We start from the raw sequence: 24,384 nt of genomic DNA on the forward strand, positions 1-24,384 counted from the left end.
CCCACTCATTGCTGGCCTCAGTCCCTAGACTCTTCATCCCCCAAGGCAAGCCCGCGGAACCGCTCGAAGAATCTGGAGAGCGCTTCGATGACCCGCTTCTTCTTGTCGCCGTGGTTGGACTCGCGGTTGAACCGTGACACTGGCGGCAGGATGCGGGTGATCTCAGTTCCCGCCGTGCGCAGCTGTCCGTCCCGGAACGCCTCATCCACGAACGACTGCGTCTCCTCCAGCTTGAGCTTGTGCGCTTCGATGAGCTCCTGAAGCTCAGCCTCGCGCTTCGCGGAGATATACGACTGCCACTGCTCATCGACCGCGCCCTGCAGCGACACCGACTCGACGAAGTCCTCGACGAGGTCGCGCTTGCTTCGCAGGGTCGGGCTCGCATCGACAGCGCGCGTGATCTCGGCGCGGACTTCTTTGTCCTCTCCGTCGCCCTTCTCGGCGCGGAGCTTCTCGACGAGCATGAGGATGTAGTCGACGTTGATCTCGACCTGCTTGACGAGTTCAATCTCGAACACGACGTCATCGTTGATGACTTCCCTCTCGCCGTCACGGTCTCGCGTGTACTCGTCGCGGAGCCGCAGGTAGATGCTGGTGTAGTCCTGCCGCTGTCGCTCTGTGAGCGGATCGTTGCCGTCGAAGTCGTCGAACGATGTGAGGATGTTCTGCAGCCGCAGGATCGCGCCGAACAGTTGGATGAAGTCCTTCTGCGCCTGCTCCCCCGCGATCTGCTGCCCGATCGGGAAGTACGTGAGCAGTTGGGTGACCTTGTCGACGTACTCGCCGTAGTAGTCGCCGTACGGTTTCAACAGGACGACGCCTCGGGCATCCTTGTTGCCGAACAGCTCCAGCGCGGCGTTCGTCTCTTCCTCGAGGTCGCGGAAGGCGACGATGTTGCCGTAGGTCTTCACCGAGTTGAGGATGCGGTTCGTGCGCGAGTATGCCTGGATCAGGCCGTGGGCGCGCAGGTTCTTGTCGACGAACAGTGTATTCAGCGTCGTCGCGTCGAAGCCGGTGAGGAACATGTTCACCACGATGACAAGGTCGATCTCGCGGTTTTTCATCCGCTGCGACAGGTCCTTGTAGTAGTTCTGGAACCGGTCGGCGCTCGTGTCGTAGCTGGTCCCGAACATGTCGTTGTAGTCCTGGATCGCGTCTTCCAGGAACGAGCGCGTGTCACGGTCGAGCGCATCGGTGTCGAACGCTTCATCATCGAGGATTCCGTCGGCTTCGGCCTCGTTCGCGCCGTAGCTGAAGATCAGTCCGACCTTCAGCCGCTTGTCCGGTGGCAGCTCCTCCATCTGTAGTTGGAACTGGTTGTAGTAACGGCGGGCGGCATCGATCGACGCGGTCGCGAACAGCGCGTTGAATCCGCGCACTCGCTTCCGCTCCTTGATTGCCTCCGCCTGACGCCGGCCCCGCACCGAGTCGGCGACGTTCGTCACGACTGCGTGTTCGTAGCTCGATGAGCGCTTCGTCTTCTGATCGAAGTGCTCCAGGGTGTATGCCACGACGTCCCGGATCCGGCGCACGTCCAGGAGAGCTCGCTCGCGGTCGATCGCTGACACCTGTGAGTCGTCGGGGTTTCCGACCTTGATGGTGTTGATGTAGTCGATCCGGAACGGCAGCACGTTCTTGTCTGTGATGGCGTCGACGATCGTGTAAGTGTGCAGCTTGTCGCCGAACGCCTGCTCTGTCGTGCGCAGCTGAGGGTTTCCACCGCTGCCGGCGTTCGCGGCGAAGATCGGCGTGCCGGTGAATCCGAACAGGTTGTACTTTTTGAACGCGCGTGTGATGTCGGTGTGCATGTCGCCGAACTGCGAACGGTGGCACTCATCGAAGATGATCACCGCGTGGCCCGAGAAGACTTCGTGGCCCTTGTTCGCCCTGATGAATGTCGACAGCTTCTGGATCGTCGTAATGATGATCCGCGCACTGGGGTCTTCGAGCTGCGTCTTCAGCACCGCCGTCGACGTGTTCGAGTTCGCCGCCCCTTTCTCGAACCGGTCGTACTCACGCATCGTCTGGTAGTCGAGGTCTTTGCGGTCGACGACGAACAACACCTTGTCCACACCCGGCATCTTCGATGCGAGCTGCGCTGCCTTGAACGAGGTGAGCGTCTTGCCCGATCCGGTGGTGTGCCAGACGTATCCTCCGGCATCGAGCGTGCCGAGCGTCTTGTAGTTCGTCGAGATCTGGATCTTCTGCAGGATCCGCTCGGTGGCGACGATCTGGTACGGCCTCATCACCAGCAGGTCGCGATCCGCGGTGAGCACGCAGTACTTCGTGAGGATGTTCAACAGCGAGTGCTTCGCGAAGAAGGTCTTCACGAACGCCGTCAGCTCGGTGATCGGCTTGTTGTTCGCGTCGGCCCACCAGCTGGTGAACTCGAACGAGTTACTCGTCTTCCTGCCCTTGCTGGTACTGCCAGTCTTCTTCTGCTCGGCCAGGTGCCTGTTGCGAGTGCTGTTGGAGTAGTACTTCGTGAGCGTGCCGTTGCTGATCACAAACAACTGCACGTACTCGAACAGGCCCGAGCCGACCCAGAAGCTGTCGCGCTGATAGCGGTTGATCTGGTTGAATGCCTCCCGGATGTCCACACCGCGACGCTTCAGTTCGATGTGCACCATCGGCAGCCCGTTGACGAGCACGGTCACGTCGTAGCGATTGGTGTACCTCGCACCGCCATCGACAGTGTCACCCTCACCGCGTCCGATCTCGTACTGATTGATGACCTGCAGCCGATTGTTGTGGATATTCGTCTTGTCGATCAGCGCGATGTTCTTCGTCGTACCATCGTCGCGCCTGAGGATCTGGACGTGATCCTCCTGCACACGCACCGTCTTCTCGACGATGCCGTCGTTGGCACCTGCGATCTTCGTCGTGAAGAACTGCTCCCACTCGGCATCCGAGAAGGTGATCCTGTTGACCCTCTCGAGATGCACGCGAAGATTCGCGACCAGCTCCGCCTCGGAGGTGAACGGCAGGTAGTCGTAGGCCTGTCCCTCGAGGAGCTGGATCACCTCCTTCTCGAGTGCAGACTCCGACTGATACGCATCAGCCTGCAACGGATCGTGAACATACTCAGCGACGACCGTGCTCTCCGACGAGACAGCGATCGGATCGTACGTACGCGCTGATGCATCACTCATGCTTTCAGCTCCTTGAACGTCAGCAGCCGATCACGATAGTGCTCGTACTGCTTGCGACGGGCAGTGAGTTCAGCCGGGAGACCGATGCTGATGTCGTTGACCAGAGCGTCGAACCTTTCGAGATGTTCGACGATTAGGTCCTGCTCTTCGATGCTCGGAACCGGAATCTCGAGTCCCGTTACCTGCCCCTTACTCAAGTGGGTCTGATCAACTCCGTTATCGTGCTTAAGTAGTCCACGGTTGCGGTCTAGCACAAAGTGAAGAAACTTTGGATTCATCTCTGCCGTGTCCTTCACGGTAATCCGTGCGACCCGCTGATTGATTGCATAGCTATCGTCGCGATCAACGAAGAACGTCCGAGCCAGCGCCCGCCCATTCGGCAGGTCACTCAGCACCAGGGCAACATCGCCGGATCTCCCCGGCGTGAGCACGTCCTCAAGTGGAACGTATCGATTGGCTTCACCATTCCGAGAGATGAATCGTGCAGTCACTAGTGGAATCTCTGCGCCATCAACCACAAGCTTCTCATGGGCCTTACCGTTGACATAAACGGCGACTTCATCCAAACGGCGGCGGGGAACTTCTCCCCTGAATGTCAGGAACTCGGCACGATAGTGCTCGTACTGGGCGCGCCGCGCTTCCAGCTCCGCTTCCAGCTCCGCTTCCAGCTGGGTGAACTTATCCAGTACTCGCACGATTTCCCGCTGCACCTCGAAAGGCGGCACCGGGACATTTAGCGTATCGGTGTCCCTAACACTTAGCTGAGGGAGCTTCACCGATGTTGCCCGCGCCAAAACCTGGAGCTTCTCGACCTGTGTGAGCAGGTAGTAATAGACGAACTTCTGATCGACTCCAGGGGCATCGATCGTGTAGGACCAGAGTTCAGTTTTGTGGGTGAACGGACGCTCGTAGTAGCTGAATCCGATGTGCCCGCGCGACTTGACGATGATGCTCGGAACGCGCACGATATCCTTCGCCGGTATCGCGTCCTCAGCGACATCGGCAACAGTCTGTCCGCCAGCAAACACACGAATCGGGCCGCCTCCACCGATGGTCTTCATCTTCGACGCGGTCATCGCTGTACCCTTGTTCCGAGTTCCAAGCGATCCGAGTGGACGACCAGCCACTCCGTCCGGGCACAGCTCCTGAATCAGGTCATCGATGCGGCTCATGCGAAGAAGTCCTCATCGATCTCGACGACCTTATAGGTCTCTTTCACCTGCACGCCAACGCCGTAGCGGATCATCAGGCTCGTCAGGCGTGTGCCGTCGATCAGGATGATGCGGGTCGGCACGTTCTCGGCGTAGGTGCGTGCGCCGTCGGAGAAGCGGCTGGTCGTGATGAAGACGCCACTGTCGGCTTTACCGCTGAGTGCTCCAACGAACGCCTGGAGGTCGGGGCGTCCGACAGCGTTGCCGTCTTGGTAACGCTTGGCCTGGATGTACACGCGATTGAGGCCGAGGATGTCCTGGTCGATGACACCGTCTATGCCTCCGTCGTTGCTGAGCTGGGTGACGCTGCCGGCCCCGGTGGTGCCGCCGTAGCCCATTGACAGCAGGAGATCGACAACCGCCTGCTCGAAGAAGCCTGGGTCTTTGTCCTGCAGCCGAGTGAGCAGCTCGACCGCGAGCTCGTCGTGGATGCGCTCGATGCCGCTCTGCACCTGCTCGGTAGGAGTCATCGACGACTCTTCGGTCGGAGCGGTCATTGCAGGCGCGCTCGTCTTGCGGGTCGTGGTCGCCACGTACTCGCGGATGGGCGAGCTGGGATCCGCACCGAGCGCCTTGATGTCACGTTCCTTGGCACCGTTCGGAAACAGCTCGATGAGCTGCTTGCCGGCATCGGTGATCTGGTAGTGACCGCGTTTCGGACGTCTGAGCGCGCCGACGTTCGTCAGGAACGAGACGCCCCAGCCGATGCGGTTCTCATACTTGAGCGCGCTCCCGGACGGAAGCATCTCCTTCTTCTGCTCATCGGTGAGCTGCGCCTGATCAGCTACGAGAGGCTGAAACTCGCGCCAGTGGCGGATGATGCCATCGCTCATCACCTTGAGCGTCGGGATCATGAAGCCTTCCCAATTGGGCATGTCCGTCATGACCGCGCACCTTCCAGATCCGCCACGATCTCGTCGATCGCCGTGCGGAGCTCGGCCTGGCGCGCGACGATGCGCGCGATCTCGGCGTTCAACTCCGCGATGTCGACTTCCTCGCGAGTGTCCTCGGCCTCTACATACGACGACACCGCGATGTTGTAGTCGTTGGCGGCAATGTCCTCGTTGCTCACGACGGTGGTGAAGTAGTCCTCGGGCTCGCGCGTCGTGAACGCCTCGAGGATCCTCGCCTGGTGCTCCTCGAGCAGCTTGTTCTTGTTGCCGACCCGCTTGAACTCCGCCGAAGCATCGATGAACAGCACGTCGCCGGTCTTCTTCGACTTCTTCAGCACGAGGATGCAGGTCGCGATCGTCGTGCCGAAGAACAGGTCGGGCGGCAACTGGATCACGGTATCGATGTAGTTGTTGTCAACGAGGTACTGCCGAATCTTCCTCTCCGCTCCCCCGCGGTACAGCACTCCAGGGAACTCGACGATCGCTGCCGTGCCGTTCACCGCCAACCAGCTGAGCATGTGCATCGTGAACGCGAGGTCGGCCTTCGACTTCGGCGCGAGGACTCCTGCCGGTGCGAACCGTTCATCATTGATGAGCAGTGGGTTAGCGTCGCCGTCCCACTTGATCGAGTAAGGCGGGTTGGAGACGATCGCCTCGAACGGCTCGTCATCCCAGTGCTGTGGATCGGTCAGGGTGTCGCCGTGGGCGAGGTTGAAATCGGCGTAGTTGACGTCGTGCAGGAACATGTTGATCCGCGCGAGGTTGTACGTGGTCAGGTTGATCTCCTGACCGTAGAACCCCTGTCGGACGTTGTTCTTGCCGAGCACCTTGTCGAACTTCAGCAGCAGCGACCCGGAGCCCACCGCCGGGTCGTAGACCTTGTTGACCTGCTTCTTGCCGACCACCGTGATGCGCGCCAGCAGCTCGGAGACCTCCTGCGGCGTGTAGTACTCCCCACCAGACTTGCCGGCGTTGGCGGCGTACATCTGCATCAGGTACTCGTAGGCGTCACCGAACAGGTCGATCGAGTTGTCCTCCCACCGCCCCAGCGGCAGGTCACCGATCGCGTCGAGCAGCTTCACCAGCTTCTGATTCCGCTTGGCGACAGTTGAGCCCAACTTGTTGCTGTTGACATCCAGATCATCGAACAGACCCTTGATGTCGTCCTCGCTGTCCGTACCCATCGCCGACGCTTCGATGTTCTTAAAGACCCGCTCGAGCGTCTCGTTGAGATTCTCGTCGCCCGAGGCACGATCGCGCACATTGGCGAACAGGTCGGACGGCAGGATATAGAACCCCTTCTCCGCGACGACCTCGTCGCGAGCGAACTCCGCGTCGGAATCCGCCACCAGCCGGTAGTCGAACGACACGTCGCCCGCATCGTGCTCGTGCTTGTTGAGGTACGCCGTGAGGTTCTCGGAGATGAAGCGATAAAACAGCATGCCCAGCACGTAGGACTTGAAGTCCCACCCGTCGACGCTGCCACGCAGGTCGTTCGCGATGCGCCAGATCGTCTTGTGCAACTCAGCTCGCTGCGCCTCTTTGGTGGTCGGTGCCATAGGTCGTGCTCCTCCGCGCCACTGCGCAATCACGGTGTTGGGGTATTTGCTCTCACGATATCGGGTGCCACTGACACTCGGGCTTCCCGCATCATCACCGCGTCGACTCGTTGAACGCCACAGCCGCTGCGGCCGTCATGTTCAACGAGTCGACGCGGCCACTCATCGGGATCGTGACCCGGCAATCGAGCAGTGCGTCGGTCTCAGGCGTGATGCCGTGGCCCTCCAGCTCACGCAACGAGCATCACCGACGAACGATTAGTGCGTGCGCCTCGACGCCGAGTTGCTCGGCGAGGGCGTCGACCGAATCCAGCGTGAGGTTGCGCTCGCCACGCTCGATGCCGGCAAGGTACCGAGTCGACACTCCGAGTTCTTCGGCAAGACCTTCCTGCGACAGGTGGCGCACAAGACGCAGGTCGCGCACCTGCGCTCCGAGCGCCTTCTTCAGCGGTTCTGTCACACATCCAGCCTCATGCCTGGTAGTCATGACTTCCAGGAAGTTATCGCTTCCAGTTGCGGCCCGGGTGTTCGCGCACGACTCGCCCCGCGCCCGCATCAGACCTCGAAGGAGAGCGTGACGATGCCCGACCCACAACAGATCCCAGAGGACGGCCCGAACGCCCTCCCCCGCGTCCTGCACACACCACGCAGCAGGGCACTGCTCTCGGAATCGTGGGCCCAAGCGGAGGAGGCAAAGCGAGAGGAGTGGGCAGGCAACGACCCCCAGTTGCCGTATCAAGCCTATGCAGCGGGCGAACCATGCCGCGCGTGTGGGCGTGCCCTTCTCGGTGACCCAGCCCTGGGAACCGATGAAGAGAGCATTGCGTTGATCGACGCCGACAATGCCGAGTTCCGAGCCGAACATGAGGCGTGCAACATGGGCGTTTGGCGTCTCGCGGGCAACAGGGTGGAGCACTGCCACCTGTGCTGCCCGTTCCCGCCGCTTTCGCCGACTCAGCGCGATGAGTTCCGACAGCTCCTGTACCCGTCCTCATTGCGCATCGACCGAAGCGCCATCTGGCGTGTGGAACTGACCTGTCAGCACGTCGAGACCCTGGCCGGGCAGTCCCCTCTCTACGTTGAACCCACCGCCCGATGCACCATATGCGTCGTCATCCGCGGCGTAGTCAAAGCCATGAGAATTGATGACCAGACGAACGACGGTGACGATAGCAGCGACATCGAAGGCCTCCAGCCTGGCTATCAACGACTCACAGATGAACAATGGAGCTGGATCAAGCACATCGTTCATTCAGAAGAGGGCCCTCGCCGCGGGCGTCCACGCACTGACATACGCACGATCGTCGACGCGGCTCTCTACAAGACCCGCACCGGCATCACGTGGCGCGAGCTGCCAGCGGAGTTCGGGTCATGGCAGACCGCCTTGCGCCGGCACCGCCAATTGGCCGCGAGCTCCCAATGGGACGAGATCACTCGCACTCTGGCAGAACGAGACCTGCCCCAGTGAACCGCGGCGCTGTTGGGCACCCGACTTTTGAGTCAAACTGATTTTTGAGTCAGCGCACCGCCCGAGAGATCGCGCGCCGAACGACGTGAACCCGCCACAGCACTGGCCAGCCGACGCTGCGTCCCAGAGACGCTCCCGCACCGCAGAAACGAGAATCGGCCCCCGCAGAAGTTCCGCAGGGGCCGACTAAAAGCGCAGGTCAGCGGCATAAACGCTAAGCAACTGATGGTAGATCGGAACTCGCCCGACGAGCCAGATCGGAAGCTGCGAAGGTAAAACCCCTGGTCAGAGGCCATTTTTAGACGTTGAAGCGGAACTCCACCACGTCCCCGTCACGCATGACGTAGTCCTTGCCCTCCATACGCACCCAGCCCTTGGCCTTGGCCTCGGCCATCGATCCGGCCTCCATGAGCTGGTCGAAGGAGACGATCTCGGCCTTGATGAAGCCGCGCTCGAAGTCGGTGTGGATCACGCCGGCGGCCTGGGGAGCGGTGGCGCCCTTGGGGATCGTCCAGGCGCGGGACTCCTTGGGGCCGGCAGTGAGATAGGTCTGCAGGCCCAGGGTGTCGAAGCCGACGCGAGCCAGCTGATCCAGGCCCGACTCCTCCTGGCCGGTGCTCTCGAGCATCTCCGCGGCCTCCTCGGCGTCGAGCTCGATCAGCTCGGACTCGAACTTGGCATCCAGGAAGATCGCCTCGGCCGGGGCGACGAGGTTCCGCAGCGCCTGCTGGGAGGCCTCGTCCGCGAGGCCCTCCTCATCGGTGTTGAACACGTAGATGAAGGGCTTGGCGGTCATCAGCTGCAGCTCGCGCACGGCGTCGAGGTCGATGCCGGCGTCCTTCGCACCCTGGTAGAGGGTCTTCCCCGTCTCCAGCAGCGCCTTGGCCTTGACCACGTTCTCGAGCACCGCGGCGTCGACCAGCCCGCGCTTGGTGTCCTTCTCCAGGCGCTGCATCGAGTTCTCGATGGTCTGGAGATCGGCGAGGATGAGCTCGGTGGTGATGACCTCCATGTCGCCCGAGGGATCCGTGGAGCCCTCCACGCGGGTCACGTCGGCGTCGGAGAACGCACGGGTGACCTGGCAGATGGCGTCGGCCTCACGGATGTTGGCGAGGAACTTGTTGCCCAGGCCCTCCCCCTCGCTGGCGCCCTTGACGATGCCGGCGATGTCCACGAAGGACACCGTCGCCGGCAGCAGCTTCTGACTGCCGAACACCGTCGCGAGCTCCGCGAGGCGCGGGTCCGGCAGCGGGACCACGCCGACATTGGGGTCGATCGTCGCGAACGGGTAGTTCGCGGCGAGGACCTCAGCGCGCGTCAGGGCGTTGAACAGGGTGGACTTGCCGACGTTGGGCAGACCGACGATTCCGATAGTAAGAGCCACGGGAGCTGATTCTACGGGGCCGTCGGCGCCCTGACCGCCGACCGGCGGGTGACATCGCAGACGCCGAGCAGATCGGCCGGGCCGATCAGCGGATCGGCAGGACGGATCAGAGGCCGGCGACCTCGGGAATCGCCGCATCGAGCAGGGCGAGGAGACCCTCCGCGCTGAGCTCGCGCACCTCGGTGCTCTCTCCCGCCCCGTCCGGGGTGTCCATGGCGAGGACCGCCTCCGAGGTGGCCATGAGGCTCACCTGCGCGCCCGTCCCGTCGGCGTCGGCCGCAGTCATCACGGTCAGCGCTCGCGTGTCCGCGAGCCGCTGGGCCGTCGGATCCGCAGGGTCCTCGAGGCCTTCCACCGACCCCTCGTAGACAGGGCGGTCCTCGGCGCCGGCGACCTGTGCCTGATCGACGTAGCGCGCCAGGCGCGCCGGCATCGCCTCGCGGGTGGGCACGCTGAAGTGGTGATAGCCGTCCGCGGTGACGAGCTCCTCGAGGAGTCCGCCCTCGGGGAAGACGTACACCGTGATGGCGGTGGACTGATCCGCGACCCGCCGGGTGAGGTTCAGCAGCGCACGGGGCGCGCCGCGCAGCGTCATGAGGCCGGCGAGCGTCCGGTCGAGCTGCGCGACCCGGGCCGTCCCGGGAGCCTGCGTCGAGAGCTGGTCGCCCTCGGCCTCGGCCTGCTCGTCGTCGAGGGTGACCAGCCCTCGCGCGATCAGCGAGCGCAGCGCGATGGAGGCGGATGCCTCGTCGGGGATGTCGAGCTGATCGAGGAACGGGGAGCCGGCGATCTGGACCGCGTCCTTGCCGCCGAGGGCCAGCAGCTCCTCGTCGGTGAGCACGGCCAGGACCGACGGCGCCTCGGCGGCGGCGGCGAGGATCTCGTAGGCACCGGCGGCATCACGCTCGGTGAACAGTGCGGGATTGCTCATGACGTCATCCTAGATGGGGGAACTCGGGCCCGCCTCTGTCGGCGGGTCGACGGCGTTGTGGGTGCGGGTCAGGGCCCGAGCGGATCAGAACCCGAAGGCGTCCCCGACCTTGCCGAGACCGTCGCTGACGGCCGAGGCGGCATTGCTCAGCCCGTCGGAGACGGTCTCCGCAGCGTTGCCGACGGCGTCGCTGACGGTGGAGGCGGTGTCCGCGGCGAAGTCCACCACGTTGGAGGCGGCGTTGCTGACGGTGGAGGTGATGCCGTCCCAGTTCTCGTAGACCAGCTTGCCGAGGTCCATCCCCGCGGAGACCAGGCTCAGCCCGGCGCCGATCGCGCCCACCACCGGTGCCGCGGGTCCGGTGAACGGGGCGGCGATCAGCAGCGCGCCCCCGGCGGTCGAGAGGATGCCGCTGGAGCGGTCGTACCAGTTGTCCGCCGTCGCGATCTGATGGACGCCGAGGCCGACGTCCAGGAACGGCAGCGCCTTCCCGATCCCCTTGCCGGCCGTCTTGAGCCACGGCGCGACATCGTCGAGCTTGTTGAGGAACTTGAGCGGCTCGACGTTCCCGATCGAGGTGGGGATCCCCAGCTTCCCCAGCAGCTTCTCGGCCCCTGCCTGCCAGCCCTTGCCGCCCTTGAAGAGCTCGTCGAGGTAGGACTGCTTCCACAGCCCCTGGAGCCCGCGCCGGGCGAGATCGGCGAACTCATCGGCGGCGGAGGGGATGCGGCGCATGTAGTCGACGAGCGACTTGATCCCCTTGTAGACCCCCTGCCCCTTCGAGATCAGGTCCTTGAGGAACCCCAGCGGGCTGAAGGGCGCATCCCCCTTGAAGAGGCCCTCGAGCCCGCCGAAGCCCTCACCGTCCACCTCGGAGGCGGTGTCCTGCTCCTCGGCGTGCCGCTGCAGCTCGTCGACGCGTCCGGTCAGCTCCTCGGAGCGCAGCTGGAACATCGTCGAGGTGCCGCCGGACCAGGACTGCCGGAAGCTCTCGGCGTCGGTCCCGCGCCAGATCTCCTCGTTCATGACCAGCGGCTCCAGGGTGTCCCGGAGCTCCAGCAGTGCTCGCGCGCCCTGCGCCACCCTGTCGGAGTGCGCGCGGAGCGCGTCGGTGTCCGCCCCCAGGAAGCCGTTCATGTCCACCCTCGATGTCTCGTGTCGCGTCGTCTCGGGCGAGCCCCTCTCACCCTGCGACTCCACGGTAGAGCGGCCCGGGGAGATCGGCCATGGGGAGAACTGCCCATCGCCGCCGCGGGCCCTCTCCCTCGCCGCTCCCCTCGAGCGTCCCTAGACTCGAGCCATGACCACCACTCGCGCCGCCATGACCTACGCGACCGCCCTGAACCGCAACGAGCTGTTCAACAGCCCGGGGCTGCGCCGCGACATCCCCTCGCTGCTCCACCCCGAGGAGGAGGTGCTGCTGGTGCTCCCCGGCGTCGCGGGCGACTTCCCGGACGTCATGATCGCGACCGGCGCCCGGTTCCTCCTCGCCGCCGTGGCCGGCCCCCTCAAGAAGGCCAAGATCAAGCGCGAGGTCCCCGCCGCCGACGTCACGGGCGTCCGCTACCGTCCGGGCCTCTTCTCCAAGGTGCGGGTGGCTCCCGCCTCGGGGCGCGAGATCACCATGGTGCCGAACCGCAAGGTCGACGCCGAGCGCTTCGCCCAGGAGTTCGACCACCTGATCCGCACCGGCTCGCTGCCCTCCTGAAGCCCGCCCGCAGCACCCTCCCGCGCGCCCGCACCGGCGCCGTCCCGGCGCCCTCCGGCCGGGACCTCGCGAGAGACCACCGGGACACCGCAGGAGATCAGGAACCGAGATCGGGAAGGCGCGGGGTGGTGGTCGCCGGTTCGCAGAACAGGGGCAGCGGCAGGCAGCCCAGGGACGTGCTCGACAGACGCGTCTCGCGCACCACGACCAGCGCTCCCCCTCCATCCGTGTCGATCTCCTCCGCGCCGTTCGGGACCTCGACGATGCTCTCCTCGAGTGCGCGGCCGCCCGCCGACATCCCCCGCAGGCAGGGGTCGAGGGATCCGGGATCCGCGAGGACGACGGCGGCCAGGTCGATGCTCTCCTCGCGCCCGGACACGCCGTCATCCGCAGGGAGCCTCGACTCGACGACGGAGGCGCACGCGCTCCCGCCGGACTCCTCCGTGGACGGGTCGGGGGAGAGCAGATACCCCTCCTGCTCCTGCCACGCGGGCACCCCGGAAAGCAGCTGCGCCGCCCGGGCCGCAGAGTCCTCCAGAGCTCCGGACTGCGCCCGGGTCTCGACCTCCCGCAGGACGCAGGTGTTCAGGTGGTCGACGACGAACCACCCCTGCTCGGCGGTGCCCACGGAGCAGGCCACGGTGCGGGACGTGCCGAGCGGGGCCCCGAACTCGTCATCGAGCGCGGCGGCGTCCGCGGCCGCGAGATCGGCGAACGCCGAGGAGGCCCGCTCGTAGCCCTCCGTCGCCTCCTGCTGGGCGGTGCGGGGCAGGAGCAGGTGGACGCGCAGGAGCATCAGGGACAGCACCAGCGCGATGACGAGGAGGAGCCCGAGCACGAGGCGCGCGAGGAGGCGGCGCATCCGCCGGCGCCGATCGGTGCCGCTCGGCAGGCCGTGCGGTCCGTCCGCCTCCTGGTGCATCGCCCTCTCCCCCATGGCCGTCCCCTCGCCGTTCGCCCATCGGCGCCCTCGTCGCGATGTCGCCGCACCGTGCGGCGCGTGCACCGAGTATCGCAAGCGCCGCATGGGGCGCCGTCCGGCCGACGGCGCCGCCTCGGCGCGGTGCCCCTCGTCCGTCGGGCCCCCGTGGTGTGCTGGACCCATGAGCGGAACACAGATGCTCCTGCTGGGGATCGTGCTGGGCGCGGCCCTCGGTGCCGCCGCGACCTGGCTGCTGATGCGCGAGCGGGCACGGGTCGCGGAGCTGCGGCGGCGAGCGCAGGGCGATGCCTCCGGGCAGCTCCTGCGCCTGGCCGACGAGCGTCACGAGCGGGACGTGGCCCGGCGCGACGCCGCCGAGGAGGAGCGGGAGGCCGAGCTGCAGCGCACGCTCGCCCCGATCACGTCGACCCTCTCCCATCTCGAACGCTCCCTGGCCCGCTCCGAGGCCGCCCGCGTCGACGCCGAGGGCGCGCTGCGCTCGCATCTGAGCCAGCTCGCCCAGCGCGCCCAGTCCCTCGAGAGCGGTACCAGCGCGCTCACCGCCGCGCTGCGCGCCCCCACCGCGCGGGGACGCTGGGGCGAGGTGCAGCTGCGGCGGATCGTCGAGGCGGCCGGCATGCTCGAGCACGTCGACTTCAGCGAGCAGCTCGCGGGCACCCGGGCCGACGGGGAGAAGGGCCAGCGCCCCGATCTCGTCGTCCATCTCGCCGGGGACCGCCACGTGGTGATCGACGCGAAGGCCCCCATGGACGCCTATCTGGACGCGACGGAGGAGACCGACCCCGAGCGCGCCGCCGCGCGACGGACGGCGCATGCGAAGGCGCTGCGCCATCACGTCGGCGTGATCTCCTCGAAGGCGTACTGGAAGGCGCTCGGGGACACCCCGGAGTTCACGGTCCTGTTCGTGCCCAGCGACGGCGTGCTGGCCGCGGCGCTGGAGACCGATGCGGCCCTGCTCGAGGACGCCTTCGGCCGGGACGTGGTCATCGCCTCCCCCGCCACGCTGGTCGCGCTGCTGCGCACCGTCGCCCACACCTGGCGCACCGACGCCCTGAACCGCGACGCCCGCGAGGTGCTCGATGCGGGGCGCGAGCTGCACCACCGGCTGGGCACCTTCACCGGGCACCTGGGCAAGGTGGGCCGCTCCCTGGACTCCTCGGTCGCCGCCTTCAACGAGGCGGTGGGCTCCCTGCAGTCGCGGGTGATGGTCACCGCGCGGCGCTTCGAGGACCTCGGGCTGACCGGCTCCGCGCTGGACGAGGTCGATCAGCTCACCCGCCGCGCCCGCACCCTCGAGGAGGCGGAGATCCAGGATCTCGCGAGTCCTCGGGGCGAGGCGCAGGAGCGCGAGGGACGCTCGGCGGGCTGACCGGGGTCACGACGGAGAACGACGGATGAGCGCCGTGGAACTGTGACAGCCTGAGCCCATGCAGCCCGGGGAGCCTCCAGTGCGACGGATCAGCCTGCGCACCGACCTCGCCGACCAGGCCGGTCTGCTGCGCTTCCTCGCGGCCTCCTCCCCCTGGCGCGCGTCCGCCCTCGTCCTGGTGATCGTCGGCGAGACGGCTGCCGCCGGAGGGACCCTCCTGGGCCTGGGACAGGTGGTCGGTGGACTTGCCGACGTCGTCCAGGAAGGACGCGCCACCACCCGCCTGGTCCACGGGATCGTCCTGCTCGGAGCGAGTCTGCTCGCCACACCCGTCCTGGGTGCGATCAGCAGCGTCCTCACGGCACAGCTCGATGCCCGGGTGCGCCGACAGCGCAGCGCGCACCTGGCCGGCATCCTGATGCGCCCCGCGGGCATCGGGCACCTCGACGACTCCTCGACCACCTCCCGCGCCACTCGGCTGATCGAGAACAGCCGCTCCTGGCAGATCCTCGGTGCCCCGCAGAACGCGGTCGCCGTCGTCGCGGCCCGCCTCACCGGGATCGCGCCGCTCGTGATCGTGGCGGCGTGGAATCCCCTCGCGGCGCTGCTCCTCCTCGGCCTCGCCCTGGTCGTCTCCCGCGTCTGGATGCTCTACCTCGGGCACCTGCTGGACACGATCAGCGGCAGCGACCTCAGCGAGGAGAGCCGGCGCACCCGCTACGCGTTCCAGGTCGCGGCGGGCGAGAGCACGGCGCGCGAGGTGCGCCTGTTCGGGATCCTGCCGTGGTTGCGACCACGGCTCGGGGGACACCGCCGCGGCTCCCCGCTGTTCACGGCGGATGTTCCGCTCACCAGGGAGGCAGATGTCGTGGCGCTGGTCTCCGCCGTCGGCCTCGTCGGTGCCGTCCTGTTCGCGGTCCGGCAGGCTCTGGCCGGGGAGCTCGACGTCGGGCACCTGGCGACCATCATCGCCGCCTCGGCGGCCGTCGTCGACCGCTTCGGCCCGATCGGCGACCCCCAGAGCCTGCTGCTGAAGGCCGCGCGCACCCATCACGACACCGAGCAGCTGCTCGCGGAGCTCGGGGGCGAGGACACCTCGGCACCGGGGGCCGCCGGGGACCCGCGGTCCTCGTCCCCCGACGTCGACAGCACGGCCGTCACGAGCACGGGCCTCGCGAGCACAGGCCTCGCGATCACGGGCCTCACCTTCGGCTATCCGCAGCAGGAGCGTGCCGTCCTCGAGAACCTCGACCTGGTGATCCCCGCGGGACAGACCGTCGGCGTGGTCGGGGCCAACGGTGCCGGGAAGTCGACGCTCATGTCGCTGATCGCCGGGCTCGAGACGCCGGAGGCAGGGACCGTGCGGCTCGGCGGCGAGCCCGTGCGGCCGGCCGCCGAGGGCAGACCGCAGGTGGCGATGATCCTGCAGGACTTCACCCGGCTCCCCCTCGACGTGCAGGACAACGTGATGATGGGCCGCGACGCGGATCCCGCGCGGGTCGGGGAGCTGCTGCACCGGTCCGGGGGCGGCGAGATCCTCTCCCGGCTGGACTCCCAGCACTCCGGCCTCGCCACGCCGCTGTCCCCGGGCCGCACGGGCGGCACCGACCTCTCCGGCGGGCAGTGGCAGCGCCTCGCCCTGGCCAGGGCGCTCGCCGCGGTCGACGACGGCGCGCAGATGCTGATCCTCGACGAGCCGACGTCGGCCCTGGACGTCCGGGCCGAAGCCGCCCTGTTCCAGGACCTGATGGCGCTCACCGGCGGGGTCACCACACTGCTGGTCTCCCACCGGCTGTCCTCCGTGCGGCGCGCCGACCGGATCGTGGTGCTCGAGGACGGAGGCATCGTCGAGGACGGCACCCATGAGCAGCTGATGGCCCACGGCGGACGCTACGCCGAGATGTTCACCCTGCAGGCCCGGCGCTTCGCGCAGGCAGGCGGCCGGGATGCGTGAGCAGCTGCGGCCGATCCGCCACCTCCTGCGCGAGAGCTGGGCGACCTCGCCGAGAGCCGCGGTGTTCGCCTTCCTCGAGTCCGTCGCGAAGCTGCTCGAAGGTCTCTCCCCCGCCCTGTACGGGATGATCGTCGCGGGCGTCGTGGCCGGCGACGCCCGGATCGCGCTGCTCGGCGGCGCGCTCGTCGCCGCCGTGGTGGGCACCAACGCCGTGCTCTCCATCTGGGGGACCCGGTATCGGGTGGGCCTGCTGCAGGCGATGGCCGACCGCTCGGAGGCCCGCATCGCGGAACTGCTGGCGAGCCTGCGCACTCTCTCCCACCACAGCGATCCGGAGACCCTCGACATCGTGCAGGCGCTGCGGGAGCGGGGCGGCGCCGTCGGGATGGGCTACAACTCGCTGATGAACGCCCTGCGCTCGTTCATCGCCCCGCTGACGGCCCTGATCGTCGCGATCGGCGCGGACTGGCGTCTCGCCCTGGTCGCGCTCGCCGGGATCCCCCAGATCCTGATCACGGGTCGGATCACCCGTATCCAGAAGGCGGCCGAGGACGCCGGTGCCGAGCCCGCACGGCGCCTCGGCGCGCTCATGGACCTCACCGCGGACCGCTCCGGCGCGAGCGAGGTGCGCCTCTACGGTGCCCGCGGCTTCCTGCTCACGCGCCTCCGCCGCGCCGCCGAGGCGTGGACCGCGCCCGCGGTCTCTGCCGCGCGCCGCGTCGCCGTGCTGACGCTGGCCATGTCCCTGCTGTTCTACGTGCCCGCCGTCGCCGTCATCGCCTGGATGGGGATCGACGCGATCGCCGGCGCGGTGACCCTCGCGGCGATGACGGTCGCGGTGACGAGCCTGGAGAACCTGCAGAACGCCGCGCGCAGCATCAGCATGGGGATCACCTCCCTCCAGAACAGCCTGCGGGCCGTGAACCGGTACCTGTGGCTCGAGGACCGGGTGCGGGAGGACTCCCGCGCCCACCCGGGAGACCTCGCCCCGCCTCGTCGCCTCGCCGACGGGATCGAGCTGCGGGACGTCACCTTCACCTGGCCCGGCAGCGGCACGCCCGCCATCGACCAGCTCGATCTCCGCCTGCCCGCCGGCACGACCGTGGCCCTGGTCGGCGAGAACGGCGCCGGGAAGTCCACCCTCGTCGACCTGATGCTGGGCATGCACGACCTGGACTCGGGCACGATCGCGGTCGACAGCACGCCCTTGACGGAGCTGGACGTCGCCGCATGGCGGGAGCGCAGCGCCGGCGCGTTCCAGGACCATGCTCGCCTGGAGTACACCGCGCAGCAGAGCATCGGGCTCGGCGACCTGCCCGCGGTCGACGATCCGGGGGCCGCGGGCAGGGCCCTCGACGAGGCCGCCGCGACCGATGTGCTGTCGGCGCTCCCCGCGGGTCTCGGAACCGTGCTCGGCACCAGCTGGACGGGCGGGCGCGGTCTCTCCGGCGGCCAGTGGCAGCGCCTCGCGATCGCCCGCGGCATGATGCGCACGGCACCGCTGCTGCGTGTCCTCGACGAACCCACCTCGGCCCTCGATCCGGCGACCGAGGACGCCCTGTTCGCCCGGTACGCGCGGGCAGGGAGGCAGACCGCCCGCAGCGGCGGCATCACACTCCTGGTCACCCATCGCTTCTCGACGGTCGCCGCCGCCGACCTGGTGGTGGTCCTGGACGGCGGCCGCGTGGTCGAGCAGGGCACCCACCAGGAGCTGATGGCGCTCGACGGCCGCTATCGGGAGCTCTACGAGATCCAGGAGCGCGGCTACTCGTGAGACGAGGTGCCGACGTGCCCCTGGCTCCTCGCCTGGCGCTCCTCGAGTCCGTCCAGCAGCAGGTCCACGCCGAGCAGGTACTCGTCATCCACCCCCAGTGAGCTGTCGTCGAGCACCGGCGCACCGCCGTCGGCGCCCGCGTCGCTCCCGAAGACGCTCGGGCCGTAGAGACGGTGGACGTGCGGGAACCGCTCGGCGGTGATCACCTCGGAGAGCAGCGCGACCCCCTCACCGGTCGCCGCCACCAGCCCCTCGTCGGCCAGGGAGCGCTCGAGCGCGACCATCGAGGCGGCGAGCTGCGAGACCACCAGGATCACCCCGAGCTTGGACTCGTCGTCGACCTCGAGCTCGGCGAGCGCCCTCATCCCGAGCTCCGCGGCGTGCATCGAGTAGGGCATGAGCACCGAGACCTGCCCCCGGGGGATCTCGAGCGCCCAGGGGTGGGCGCGGTACGCGTCGCGCACCAGCAGCGCCCAGGCGCCCATCCCCTCCCTCCAGCCCGCCGGCAGCTCGATCGCCTCGGGGAGCTTCAGGGCGGTGTCCTGCATGAGGCGCAGCAGCTCCTCCTTGTTCGAGACGTAGCGGTACAGCGACATGGTCGTGAACCCGAGCGAGCCCGCGACGGCCTGCATCGTCACCGCGGCGAGGCCCTCGGCGTCGGCGATCTCGATCCCGGCGGCCACGATCCGCTCATGGCTCAGCCCGCGGCTGGGTCCGCGCTGCGGCGCCTGCACCATGCCCCACGCGATCATCACCGCACGCGGCAGTCCGGTCTCGTTCTTCTCCGCCATGGCGCCAGTGTCCCACCTCCCGCCCAGGGCCACCGGGCCGGCGCGCGGAAACCGTCTATGCAATCCACTGTGGATGCCGTACGCTGTGTATCACCTACACTGTCTGTCGCATACACAGATCGCTCGCGGCCCTCGCGCCCGGGCCCGTCCCCAGGAGCACGCCATGACCGACCCGTCGCCCCCGCTGATCGAGATCCACGGCCTCACCAAGACCTACGGCTCCCACCCCGTCCTGGACGGACTGGACCTCACCCTGCCGCCCGGCGTCCACGCGCTGCTGGGCCCCAACGGCGCGGGCAAGACCACGCTGATCAAGATCCTCTCCACGCTCCTGCCCCACGACGGAGGGAGCGTGCGCGTCCTGGGCCTGGACCCTCGGCACGAGCGTCGCCGCCTGCAGGGGATGATCTCGCTGACCGGGCAGTTCGCCGCAGTCGACGGCGCGCTGACGAGCCTCGAGAACCTCGAGATGCTCGGTCGGCTGTTCGGCCTCCCGGCCGCCTCGGCCCGCTCCCGCGGCCTCGCGCTGCTCGAACGCTTCGGCCTCGCCGACTCCCGCGACACCCGCGCCTCGACCCTCTCGGGCGGCATGCGCCGCAAGCTCGACATCGCCGCCGGTCTGATCTCCCGCCCCCGCCTGGTGTTCCTCGACGAGCCCACCACGGGCCTGGACACCCGCAGCCGACGGGTGCTGTGGGAGGAGATCGGCACCCTCGCGGCGGAGGGCACCTCGGTGCTGCTGACCACCCAGTACCTCGAGGAGGCCGACGCGCTCGCCGAGCAGATCCACGTGCTGCACGACGGCCGCATCGTCGCCGGCGGCACCGCCGAGGAGCTCAAGGAGCTCGTCGGCGGTGCGGTGGTCCACGTGCACGACGCCGACGGCACGGTGCTCGAGGAGCTCCCGACCACCGGCACCACCGCGGACCTCGCCGCCCGGCTCGCCCACGCCGCGGCCCGCTGGCCCGAGGCCACCGCGAGCGTCCACCGCCCCACGCTCGACGACGTGTTCCTGCACCTCACCGAGGCGCCCCGCGCGCCGGTGGCCGCCCGCGCCTGACCACGGAGCCTGCGAGCTCCACCGCACTCCTCAACCCACGCCGGCACCGATCGTCCGCCCACCCCGCCCCTGGAGGCCGCCATGACCACCCTCGCCCCTGCCCGCCCCACCCCGAGCCCTCGCCGTGCCGACGCCCCGCGCTCGGCGAGCTTCCTCACCGGACTTCTCGTGCTCTCCCGCCGCAGCCTGCGGCACTCCTTCCGCGACCCCGAATCCGTGCTGATGGCCGTACTGCTGCCGGTGATGATGATGCTGATCTTCGTGTACGTGCTAGGCGGCGCGATCAGCGTCGGGGGCGAGGTGCCGACGCGCTCCGCCTATCTCTCCTACGTGCTGCCGGCGATCGCCCTGACCACCGCCGGCTTCGGCGCCTCCTACACGGCCGTGGTGGTCAGCAACGACATGACCACCGGGCTCATCGACCGTCTGCGCACCATGCCGTTCCCGGCGGTGACCGTGCTGCTGGGCCACACCATCGCCTCGATGGCCCGCAACCTGCTCGCGACCGGGATGGTGGTGCTGGTCGCGCTGGCCGTCGGCTTCCGCACCGACGCCTCGGCGGGTCAGCTGCTGGCCTCCTTCGGCCTCATCGCCCTGTGGATCCTCGTGATCACGGTCGTCTTCGCGACGCTCGGGATGCTCGCCGGCTCCGCGGAGGCGGCGAGCGGGTACGGCTTCGTGCTGCTGTTCCTGCCCTATCTCTCGAGCGGCTTCGCACCGGTGGACTCGATGCCGGGATGGCTGCGGGCCTTCGCCGCCCACCAGCCGATGACGCCGCTCATCGACGCCTCCCGGGCGCTGCTGAACGGGCACGCACCGGGCTCGGACGGCGTCGTCGCCGTGGCGTGGCGCCTCGGGTTCGTCGCCCTCGCGATCGCGGTCGCGGCCTACGTGTTCCCGCGCCGCACCTCCCGCTGAGCGCGGCGCGGCGAGGCGCGGCGGGGCGCGGCGAGGCGCTGCGGAAGGCCGTCGCCGACCTCAGCGCCCCCGACGCACCAGCGCCACCGCACCGATGGTCAGCGCCGCGACGAGGATCCCGCCGCCGAGGCCGCCCAGCAGCGCCCACACCACCGGCGGCAGCGAGAGCCGGCCCGCCTCCTCGTCCGTCGGCGGGGCCTCGAGCTCCGGCGCCCCGCCGCCGTCCGAGGCCCCGCCCTCGCCCCCGCCGTCCGAGGGGTCGGCGACGGCGCCGGGATCCGCGGCGCTGCGGTCCTCGACCGCGCCCTGTCCGGTCAGCTCGGGCCCGACGCCCGCCTCGCCCACCACGTCGAGGTCGATCACGTAGGGGACCTCGAACAGCCGATCCGCGGAGTACTCGGAGGGCACCACCGCGAGCTGCAGGTAGTAGTCGCCGGTGAGGAAGGAGGAGCGGGCCTCGGCCCCACCGTCCTCGCGGTTGCGGAACTGGATCGGCGCGGCCTGGTTCAGCTGCATCGTCGCGCCGGGCTCCGCGGCGGCCGATGCGCCGGAGGCGGAGGTGTCGCTCGAGGGCGGGACGGCCGTGTAGACGCTGTCGCGCAGCGGGGAGAAAATCCGTGCCTGCAGCGTCAGGTCCATCCCGTCGGGCGCGGTGAAGTCGCCGAGGGCGAGCGCGGCCCGCACCTGCTGCGCATAGGCGGCCGGGATCCGGAAGAACTGCACCTCGCCGGGGATGATCGTGCCCCGCATCGGACCGTCCTGGGCCGGCACGGCGGAGGCGAAGGAGAAGGCGGGCTGGATCTGCTCGCCGTCGGTCGGCACGGCGAGCGGCTCCTGCGGGCGCATGTGCGTCGCCGGCGGCGGCATGCGGTCCAGGTCCACCGACTCCTCGGCGAAGAACTGCACCTCGACCGGCACCGCCTCGTCGAGGGCAGGATCGCCGGTGCGCTCGACCTCGAGGATCACCGTCCCGTCGGCGTCCTCGCCGAAGCAGCTGAGATTCGGGGTCTCGCCCATGCGCGGCGTCGCGATCGTCGAGGTGATCGGGCCCTCCCCCAGATCGGCCTCCGCGCGCGCCTGGGCGTCCCCGATCCTGCAGTCCACGCCGTCGACGGACCGGGTGCGCAGCTGGAGCTGGGCGAGGCGGTTGTCGACCCCGTCGCCGCCGGGCAGGACCATGGTCGCCGAGACGTGCGCGATCTCGCCGGGCGCGAGCTGCAGACGGTAGAAGCGGGAGTAGCCCTCGCCGTCGTCGATCGCCTCGCTGCCGTGCTCGAGTACGTCGAGGGAGGAGCCCGGCGGCAGGTCGACGGCCGCCTCGGGCGTGGTCCCGCCCGTGATGGCCTGCCCCTGCGTGGCATAGCCCTGGATCGCGCGGGTCATCTTCACCAGCAGCTCGTCGCGCAGGGTCTCCGCGTCCGAGGCGTCGGCGAAGGTGCCGCCGGTGGTCTCGGCGATGCAGGACAGCTCGTCCCGGGCGTCCTGCTCGGCCTTGAAGCCGATGGTGTGGATGCGCAGCTCGGGGTGCTGGGAGGCCAGGTCGCCGGCCACCTCGCAGGGCGGCGGTCCGCCGCATTCGTCGATGCCGTCGGAGACCAGCACGATCGAGCGCATCTCCGCCTCGGGCAGCGCGGCGGCGGCCTTCTGCAGGGAGAGCCCGATGGGGGTGTAGCCCGAGGGCTCCACCCCCTCGATGGCGCTGATCAGCCCGTCGCGGTCCAGGCCCGTCGGCTCGACCAGCATCTTCACGTCTTGGCAGCCGGCCTCCTGGTCCGCGGCCGTGGCGGCGTCGGAGCTGCCGTAGGTCATCAGTCCCACCGTGGCGTCCTCGGGGAGCATCGGCACCAGGGTGGTGACGGCCTCCTTGGCCACGTCCATCCGGGAGCGGCCGTCGACGTCGGCGTCCCGCATCGAGCCCGAGGCGTCGAAGACCAGCATCGACGGGGCGGTCCGCCCGGTGTTGTACCCCTCGGCGCGGGCGCCCGGCTGCGCGGCCGGCGCCAGCACGACCAGGGACGTCAGCAGGATCGTCGCGAGCGCGAGCGCGAGCGGACGGGACAGCGGGCGGGAGGTCACCGCACCATCATGCCCAAAGTCCTGCGCTCCCGCGATCACGGACGAGGGACGGCGGAACGGGCCCGCAGGCCCCGCCGGCTCAGGACTCCGCGGTGGCTCGCTCACCGGTGGGCTTCGTGCGGCTGTCGCTCGCGCCGCGGTTCTTCATCTCCTGACGCAGCTCGCGCGGGAGGGAGAACATGAGGTCCTCGGTGGCGGTGCGCACCGGCTGCACGTCGCCGTAGCCGCGCTCGGCGAGCTCGGCGAGCAGCTGCTGGACCAGGACGTCCGGCACCGATGCACCGGAGGTCACGCCCACGGTCCCGACCCCCTCGAACCATTCGTCCTGCAGCTCGGAGACCGAGTCGATGCGGTGGGAGCTCCTGGCCCCCGCCTCCTTGGCGACCTCCATCAGCCGCACCGAGTTCGAGGAGTTCGGGGAGCCGACCACCAGCACCAGATCGGCGTCCGGGGCGATCTTCTTGATCGCGACCTGACGGTTCTGGGTGGCGTAGCAGATGTCGTCGCTGGGCGGGGCCTGCAGGGTCGGGAAACGCTCGCGGAGCCTGTCGACCGTCTCCATCGTCTCGTCGACGCTGAGGGTGGTCTGCGACAGCCACACCACCTTCTCGGGGTCCCGCACGGAGACGGAGCCGACGTCATCGGGCGAGTTGACGACCTGCACGTGCTCAGGGGCCTCCCCGGCGGTGCCCTCGACCTCCTCGTGGCCCTCGTGGCCCACCAGCAGGATGTCGTAGTCCTGGCGGGCGAAGCGCACGGCCTCCTTGTGCACCTTGGTCACCAGGGGGCAGGTCGCATCGATCGTGCGCAGGCCGCGCTCCTCGGCCATCTCGCGCACGCGCGGGGAGATGCCGTGGGCGGAGAAGATCACGAGCGCCCCCTCGGGGACCTCGTCGACCTCCTCGACGAACACGGCGCCCTTCTCCTTCAGCCGATCCACCACGAACTTGTTGTGCACGATCTCGTGGCGCACGTAGACGGTCTCGTCGTAGTGCTCCAGGGCGCGCTCGACGGCCACCACGGCACGATCGACGCCCGCGCAGTAGCCGCGGGGCTCGGCAAGAAGGACGGTTCCGGTGCTCACGCCTCCCATCGTAGGAGGGGGACGGGGCGCGGGGGCAGGGGGTGGGGCAAGACTCACCATCCCTCCACAGCGGCCGGTCGTCCACAGTCCCACCGGCTCCCCGCGGGTG

General features: G+C 68.4%; 20 protein-coding genes. 7 read left to right on the plus strand and 13 right to left on the minus strand.

Features of this window, described 5'->3' with window-relative positions; translation table 11 throughout:
- Positions 1-17: 17 nt before the first annotated feature.
- The 6 genes from ACT3SP_RS12755 to ACT3SP_RS12780 all read right to left on the minus strand — a co-directional run bounded on the left by ACT3SP_RS12755 (position 18) and on the right by ACT3SP_RS12780 (position 7,275).
- Positions 18-3,152 carry a type I restriction endonuclease subunit R gene (locus ACT3SP_RS12755; RefSeq protein WP_444587669.1) on the minus strand — a complete coding sequence of 1,045 codons (3,135 nt, stop codon included), beginning with the start codon at positions 3,150-3,152 and terminating at the stop codon, positions 18-20.
- Complete coding sequence (locus tag ACT3SP_RS12760) at positions 3,149-4,324, minus strand: restriction endonuclease subunit S (protein ID WP_444587670.1); 1,176 nt, start codon at positions 4,322-4,324, stop codon at positions 3,149-3,151. The genes ACT3SP_RS12755 and ACT3SP_RS12760 overlap by 4 nt, the downstream gene beginning before the upstream one ends.
- The gene (locus ACT3SP_RS12765) at positions 4,321-5,247 is read right to left on the minus strand and encodes a restriction endonuclease (protein WP_444587671.1); all 927 of its coding nucleotides are present in this window, start codon (positions 5,245-5,247) and stop codon (positions 4,321-4,323) included. The genes ACT3SP_RS12760 and ACT3SP_RS12765 overlap by 4 nt, the downstream gene beginning before the upstream one ends.
- The gene (locus ACT3SP_RS12770) at positions 5,244-6,815 is read right to left on the minus strand and encodes a type I restriction-modification system subunit M (protein ID WP_443337890.1); all 1,572 of its coding nucleotides are present in this window, start codon (positions 6,813-6,815) and stop codon (positions 5,244-5,246) included. The genes ACT3SP_RS12765 and ACT3SP_RS12770 overlap by 4 nt, the downstream gene beginning before the upstream one ends.
- A gap of 94 nt (positions 6,816-6,909) precedes the next feature.
- Positions 6,910-7,053 (minus strand): TrmH family RNA methyltransferase, encoded by a 144-nt coding sequence (locus ACT3SP_RS12775; RefSeq protein ID WP_081014865.1) that lies wholly within the window; start codon positions 7,051-7,053, stop codon positions 6,910-6,912.
- 6 nt (positions 7,054-7,059) lie between these two features.
- The gene (locus tag ACT3SP_RS12780) at positions 7,060-7,275 is read right to left on the minus strand and encodes a helix-turn-helix domain-containing protein (RefSeq protein ID WP_444587672.1); all 216 of its coding nucleotides are present in this window, start codon (positions 7,273-7,275) and stop codon (positions 7,060-7,062) included.
- Positions 7,276-7,395: 120 nt separating this feature from the next.
- Here ACT3SP_RS12780 and ACT3SP_RS12785 point away from each other — a divergent pair, with 120 nt between their 5' ends.
- Entirely contained in the window at positions 7,396-8,283 is an 888-nt protein-coding gene (locus tag ACT3SP_RS12785) for a transposase (protein ID WP_444587715.1), read from the plus strand.
- Between the two features lie 298 nt (positions 8,284-8,581).
- Here ACT3SP_RS12785 and ychF read toward each other — a convergent pair whose 3' ends face one another.
- The 3 genes from ychF to ACT3SP_RS12800 all read right to left on the minus strand — a co-directional run bounded on the left by ychF (position 8,582) and on the right by ACT3SP_RS12800 (position 11,735).
- Positions 8,582-9,667: a redox-regulated ATPase YchF gene (ychF, locus tag ACT3SP_RS12790; protein WP_444587673.1), complete on the minus strand. Its 1,086-nt coding sequence runs from the start codon at positions 9,665-9,667 to the stop codon at positions 8,582-8,584.
- 106 nt (positions 9,668-9,773) lie between these two features.
- Positions 9,774-10,598, minus strand: a complete 825-nt coding sequence (locus ACT3SP_RS12795) for a hypothetical protein (protein WP_444587674.1) — start codon at positions 10,596-10,598, stop codon at positions 9,774-9,776.
- A gap of 84 nt (positions 10,599-10,682) precedes the next feature.
- Positions 10,683-11,735 (minus strand): hypothetical protein, encoded by a 1,053-nt coding sequence (locus tag ACT3SP_RS12800; protein ID WP_444587675.1) that lies wholly within the window; start codon positions 11,733-11,735, stop codon positions 10,683-10,685.
- 163 nt (positions 11,736-11,898) lie between these two features.
- Here ACT3SP_RS12800 and ACT3SP_RS12805 point away from each other — a divergent pair, with 163 nt between their 5' ends.
- Positions 11,899-12,306, plus strand: a complete 408-nt coding sequence (locus tag ACT3SP_RS12805) for a hypothetical protein (RefSeq protein ID WP_444587676.1) — start codon at positions 11,899-11,901, stop codon at positions 12,304-12,306.
- A 97-nt stretch (positions 12,307-12,403) separates the two neighbouring features.
- On the opposite strand, the gene ACT3SP_RS12810 is transcribed toward ACT3SP_RS12805, so the two are convergent.
- On the minus strand, positions 12,404-13,228 hold the full coding sequence (locus ACT3SP_RS12810; RefSeq protein ID WP_444587677.1) for a hypothetical protein: 825 nt from the start codon (positions 13,226-13,228) through the stop codon (positions 12,404-12,406).
- A gap of 181 nt (positions 13,229-13,409) precedes the next feature.
- Here ACT3SP_RS12810 and ACT3SP_RS12815 point away from each other — a divergent pair, with 181 nt between their 5' ends.
- From ACT3SP_RS12815 to ACT3SP_RS12825, 3 genes are all read left to right on the plus strand, one after another.
- Complete coding sequence (locus ACT3SP_RS12815) at positions 13,410-14,618, plus strand: DNA recombination protein RmuC (protein ID WP_444587678.1); 1,209 nt, start codon at positions 13,410-13,412, stop codon at positions 14,616-14,618.
- A gap of 79 nt (positions 14,619-14,697) precedes the next feature.
- Complete coding sequence (locus ACT3SP_RS12820; protein ID WP_444587679.1) at positions 14,698-16,572, plus strand: ATP-binding cassette domain-containing protein; 1,875 nt, start codon at positions 14,698-14,700, stop codon at positions 16,570-16,572.
- Positions 16,565-18,346 carry an ABC transporter ATP-binding protein gene (locus ACT3SP_RS12825; RefSeq protein ID WP_444587680.1) on the plus strand — a complete coding sequence of 594 codons (1,782 nt, stop codon included), beginning with the start codon at positions 16,565-16,567 and terminating at the stop codon, positions 18,344-18,346. Before ACT3SP_RS12820 ends, ACT3SP_RS12825 begins: the two co-directional genes overlap by 8 nt.
- Here ACT3SP_RS12825 and ACT3SP_RS12830 read toward each other — a convergent pair.
- Positions 18,337-19,137, minus strand: coding sequence for a TetR/AcrR family transcriptional regulator (locus ACT3SP_RS12830; RefSeq protein ID WP_444587681.1), 801 nt, complete (start codon positions 19,135-19,137; stop codon positions 18,337-18,339). The genes ACT3SP_RS12825 and ACT3SP_RS12830 overlap by 10 nt on opposite strands.
- A gap of 163 nt (positions 19,138-19,300) precedes the next feature.
- Between ACT3SP_RS12830 and ACT3SP_RS12835 the strand changes: the two genes are divergently transcribed.
- Both ACT3SP_RS12835 and ACT3SP_RS12840 read left to right on the plus strand, forming a co-directional pair.
- Positions 19,301-20,197: an ABC transporter ATP-binding protein gene (locus tag ACT3SP_RS12835; RefSeq protein ID WP_444587682.1), complete on the plus strand. Its 897-nt coding sequence runs from the start codon at positions 19,301-19,303 to the stop codon at positions 20,195-20,197.
- A gap of 81 nt (positions 20,198-20,278) precedes the next feature.
- Positions 20,279-21,115, plus strand: a complete 837-nt coding sequence (locus tag ACT3SP_RS12840) for an ABC transporter permease (protein WP_444587683.1) — start codon at positions 20,279-20,281, stop codon at positions 21,113-21,115.
- Positions 21,116-21,175: 60 nt separating this feature from the next.
- Here the strand turns inward: ACT3SP_RS12840 and ACT3SP_RS12845 are convergent, their stop codons facing one another.
- Positions 21,176-23,191, minus strand: a complete 2,016-nt coding sequence (locus ACT3SP_RS12845; protein WP_444587684.1) for a vWA domain-containing protein — start codon at positions 23,189-23,191, stop codon at positions 21,176-21,178.
- A 79-nt stretch (positions 23,192-23,270) separates the two neighbouring features.
- The gene (locus tag ACT3SP_RS12850) at positions 23,271-24,284 is read right to left on the minus strand and encodes a 4-hydroxy-3-methylbut-2-enyl diphosphate reductase (protein ID WP_444587685.1); all 1,014 of its coding nucleotides are present in this window, start codon (positions 24,282-24,284) and stop codon (positions 23,271-23,273) included.
- Positions 24,285-24,384: the final 100 nt, after the last annotated feature.

The sequence above is a fragment of the Brachybacterium sp. AOP43-C2-M15 genome, from assembly GCF_052446295.1.
Lineage (GTDB): Bacteria > Actinomycetota > Actinomycetes > Actinomycetales > Dermabacteraceae > Brachybacterium.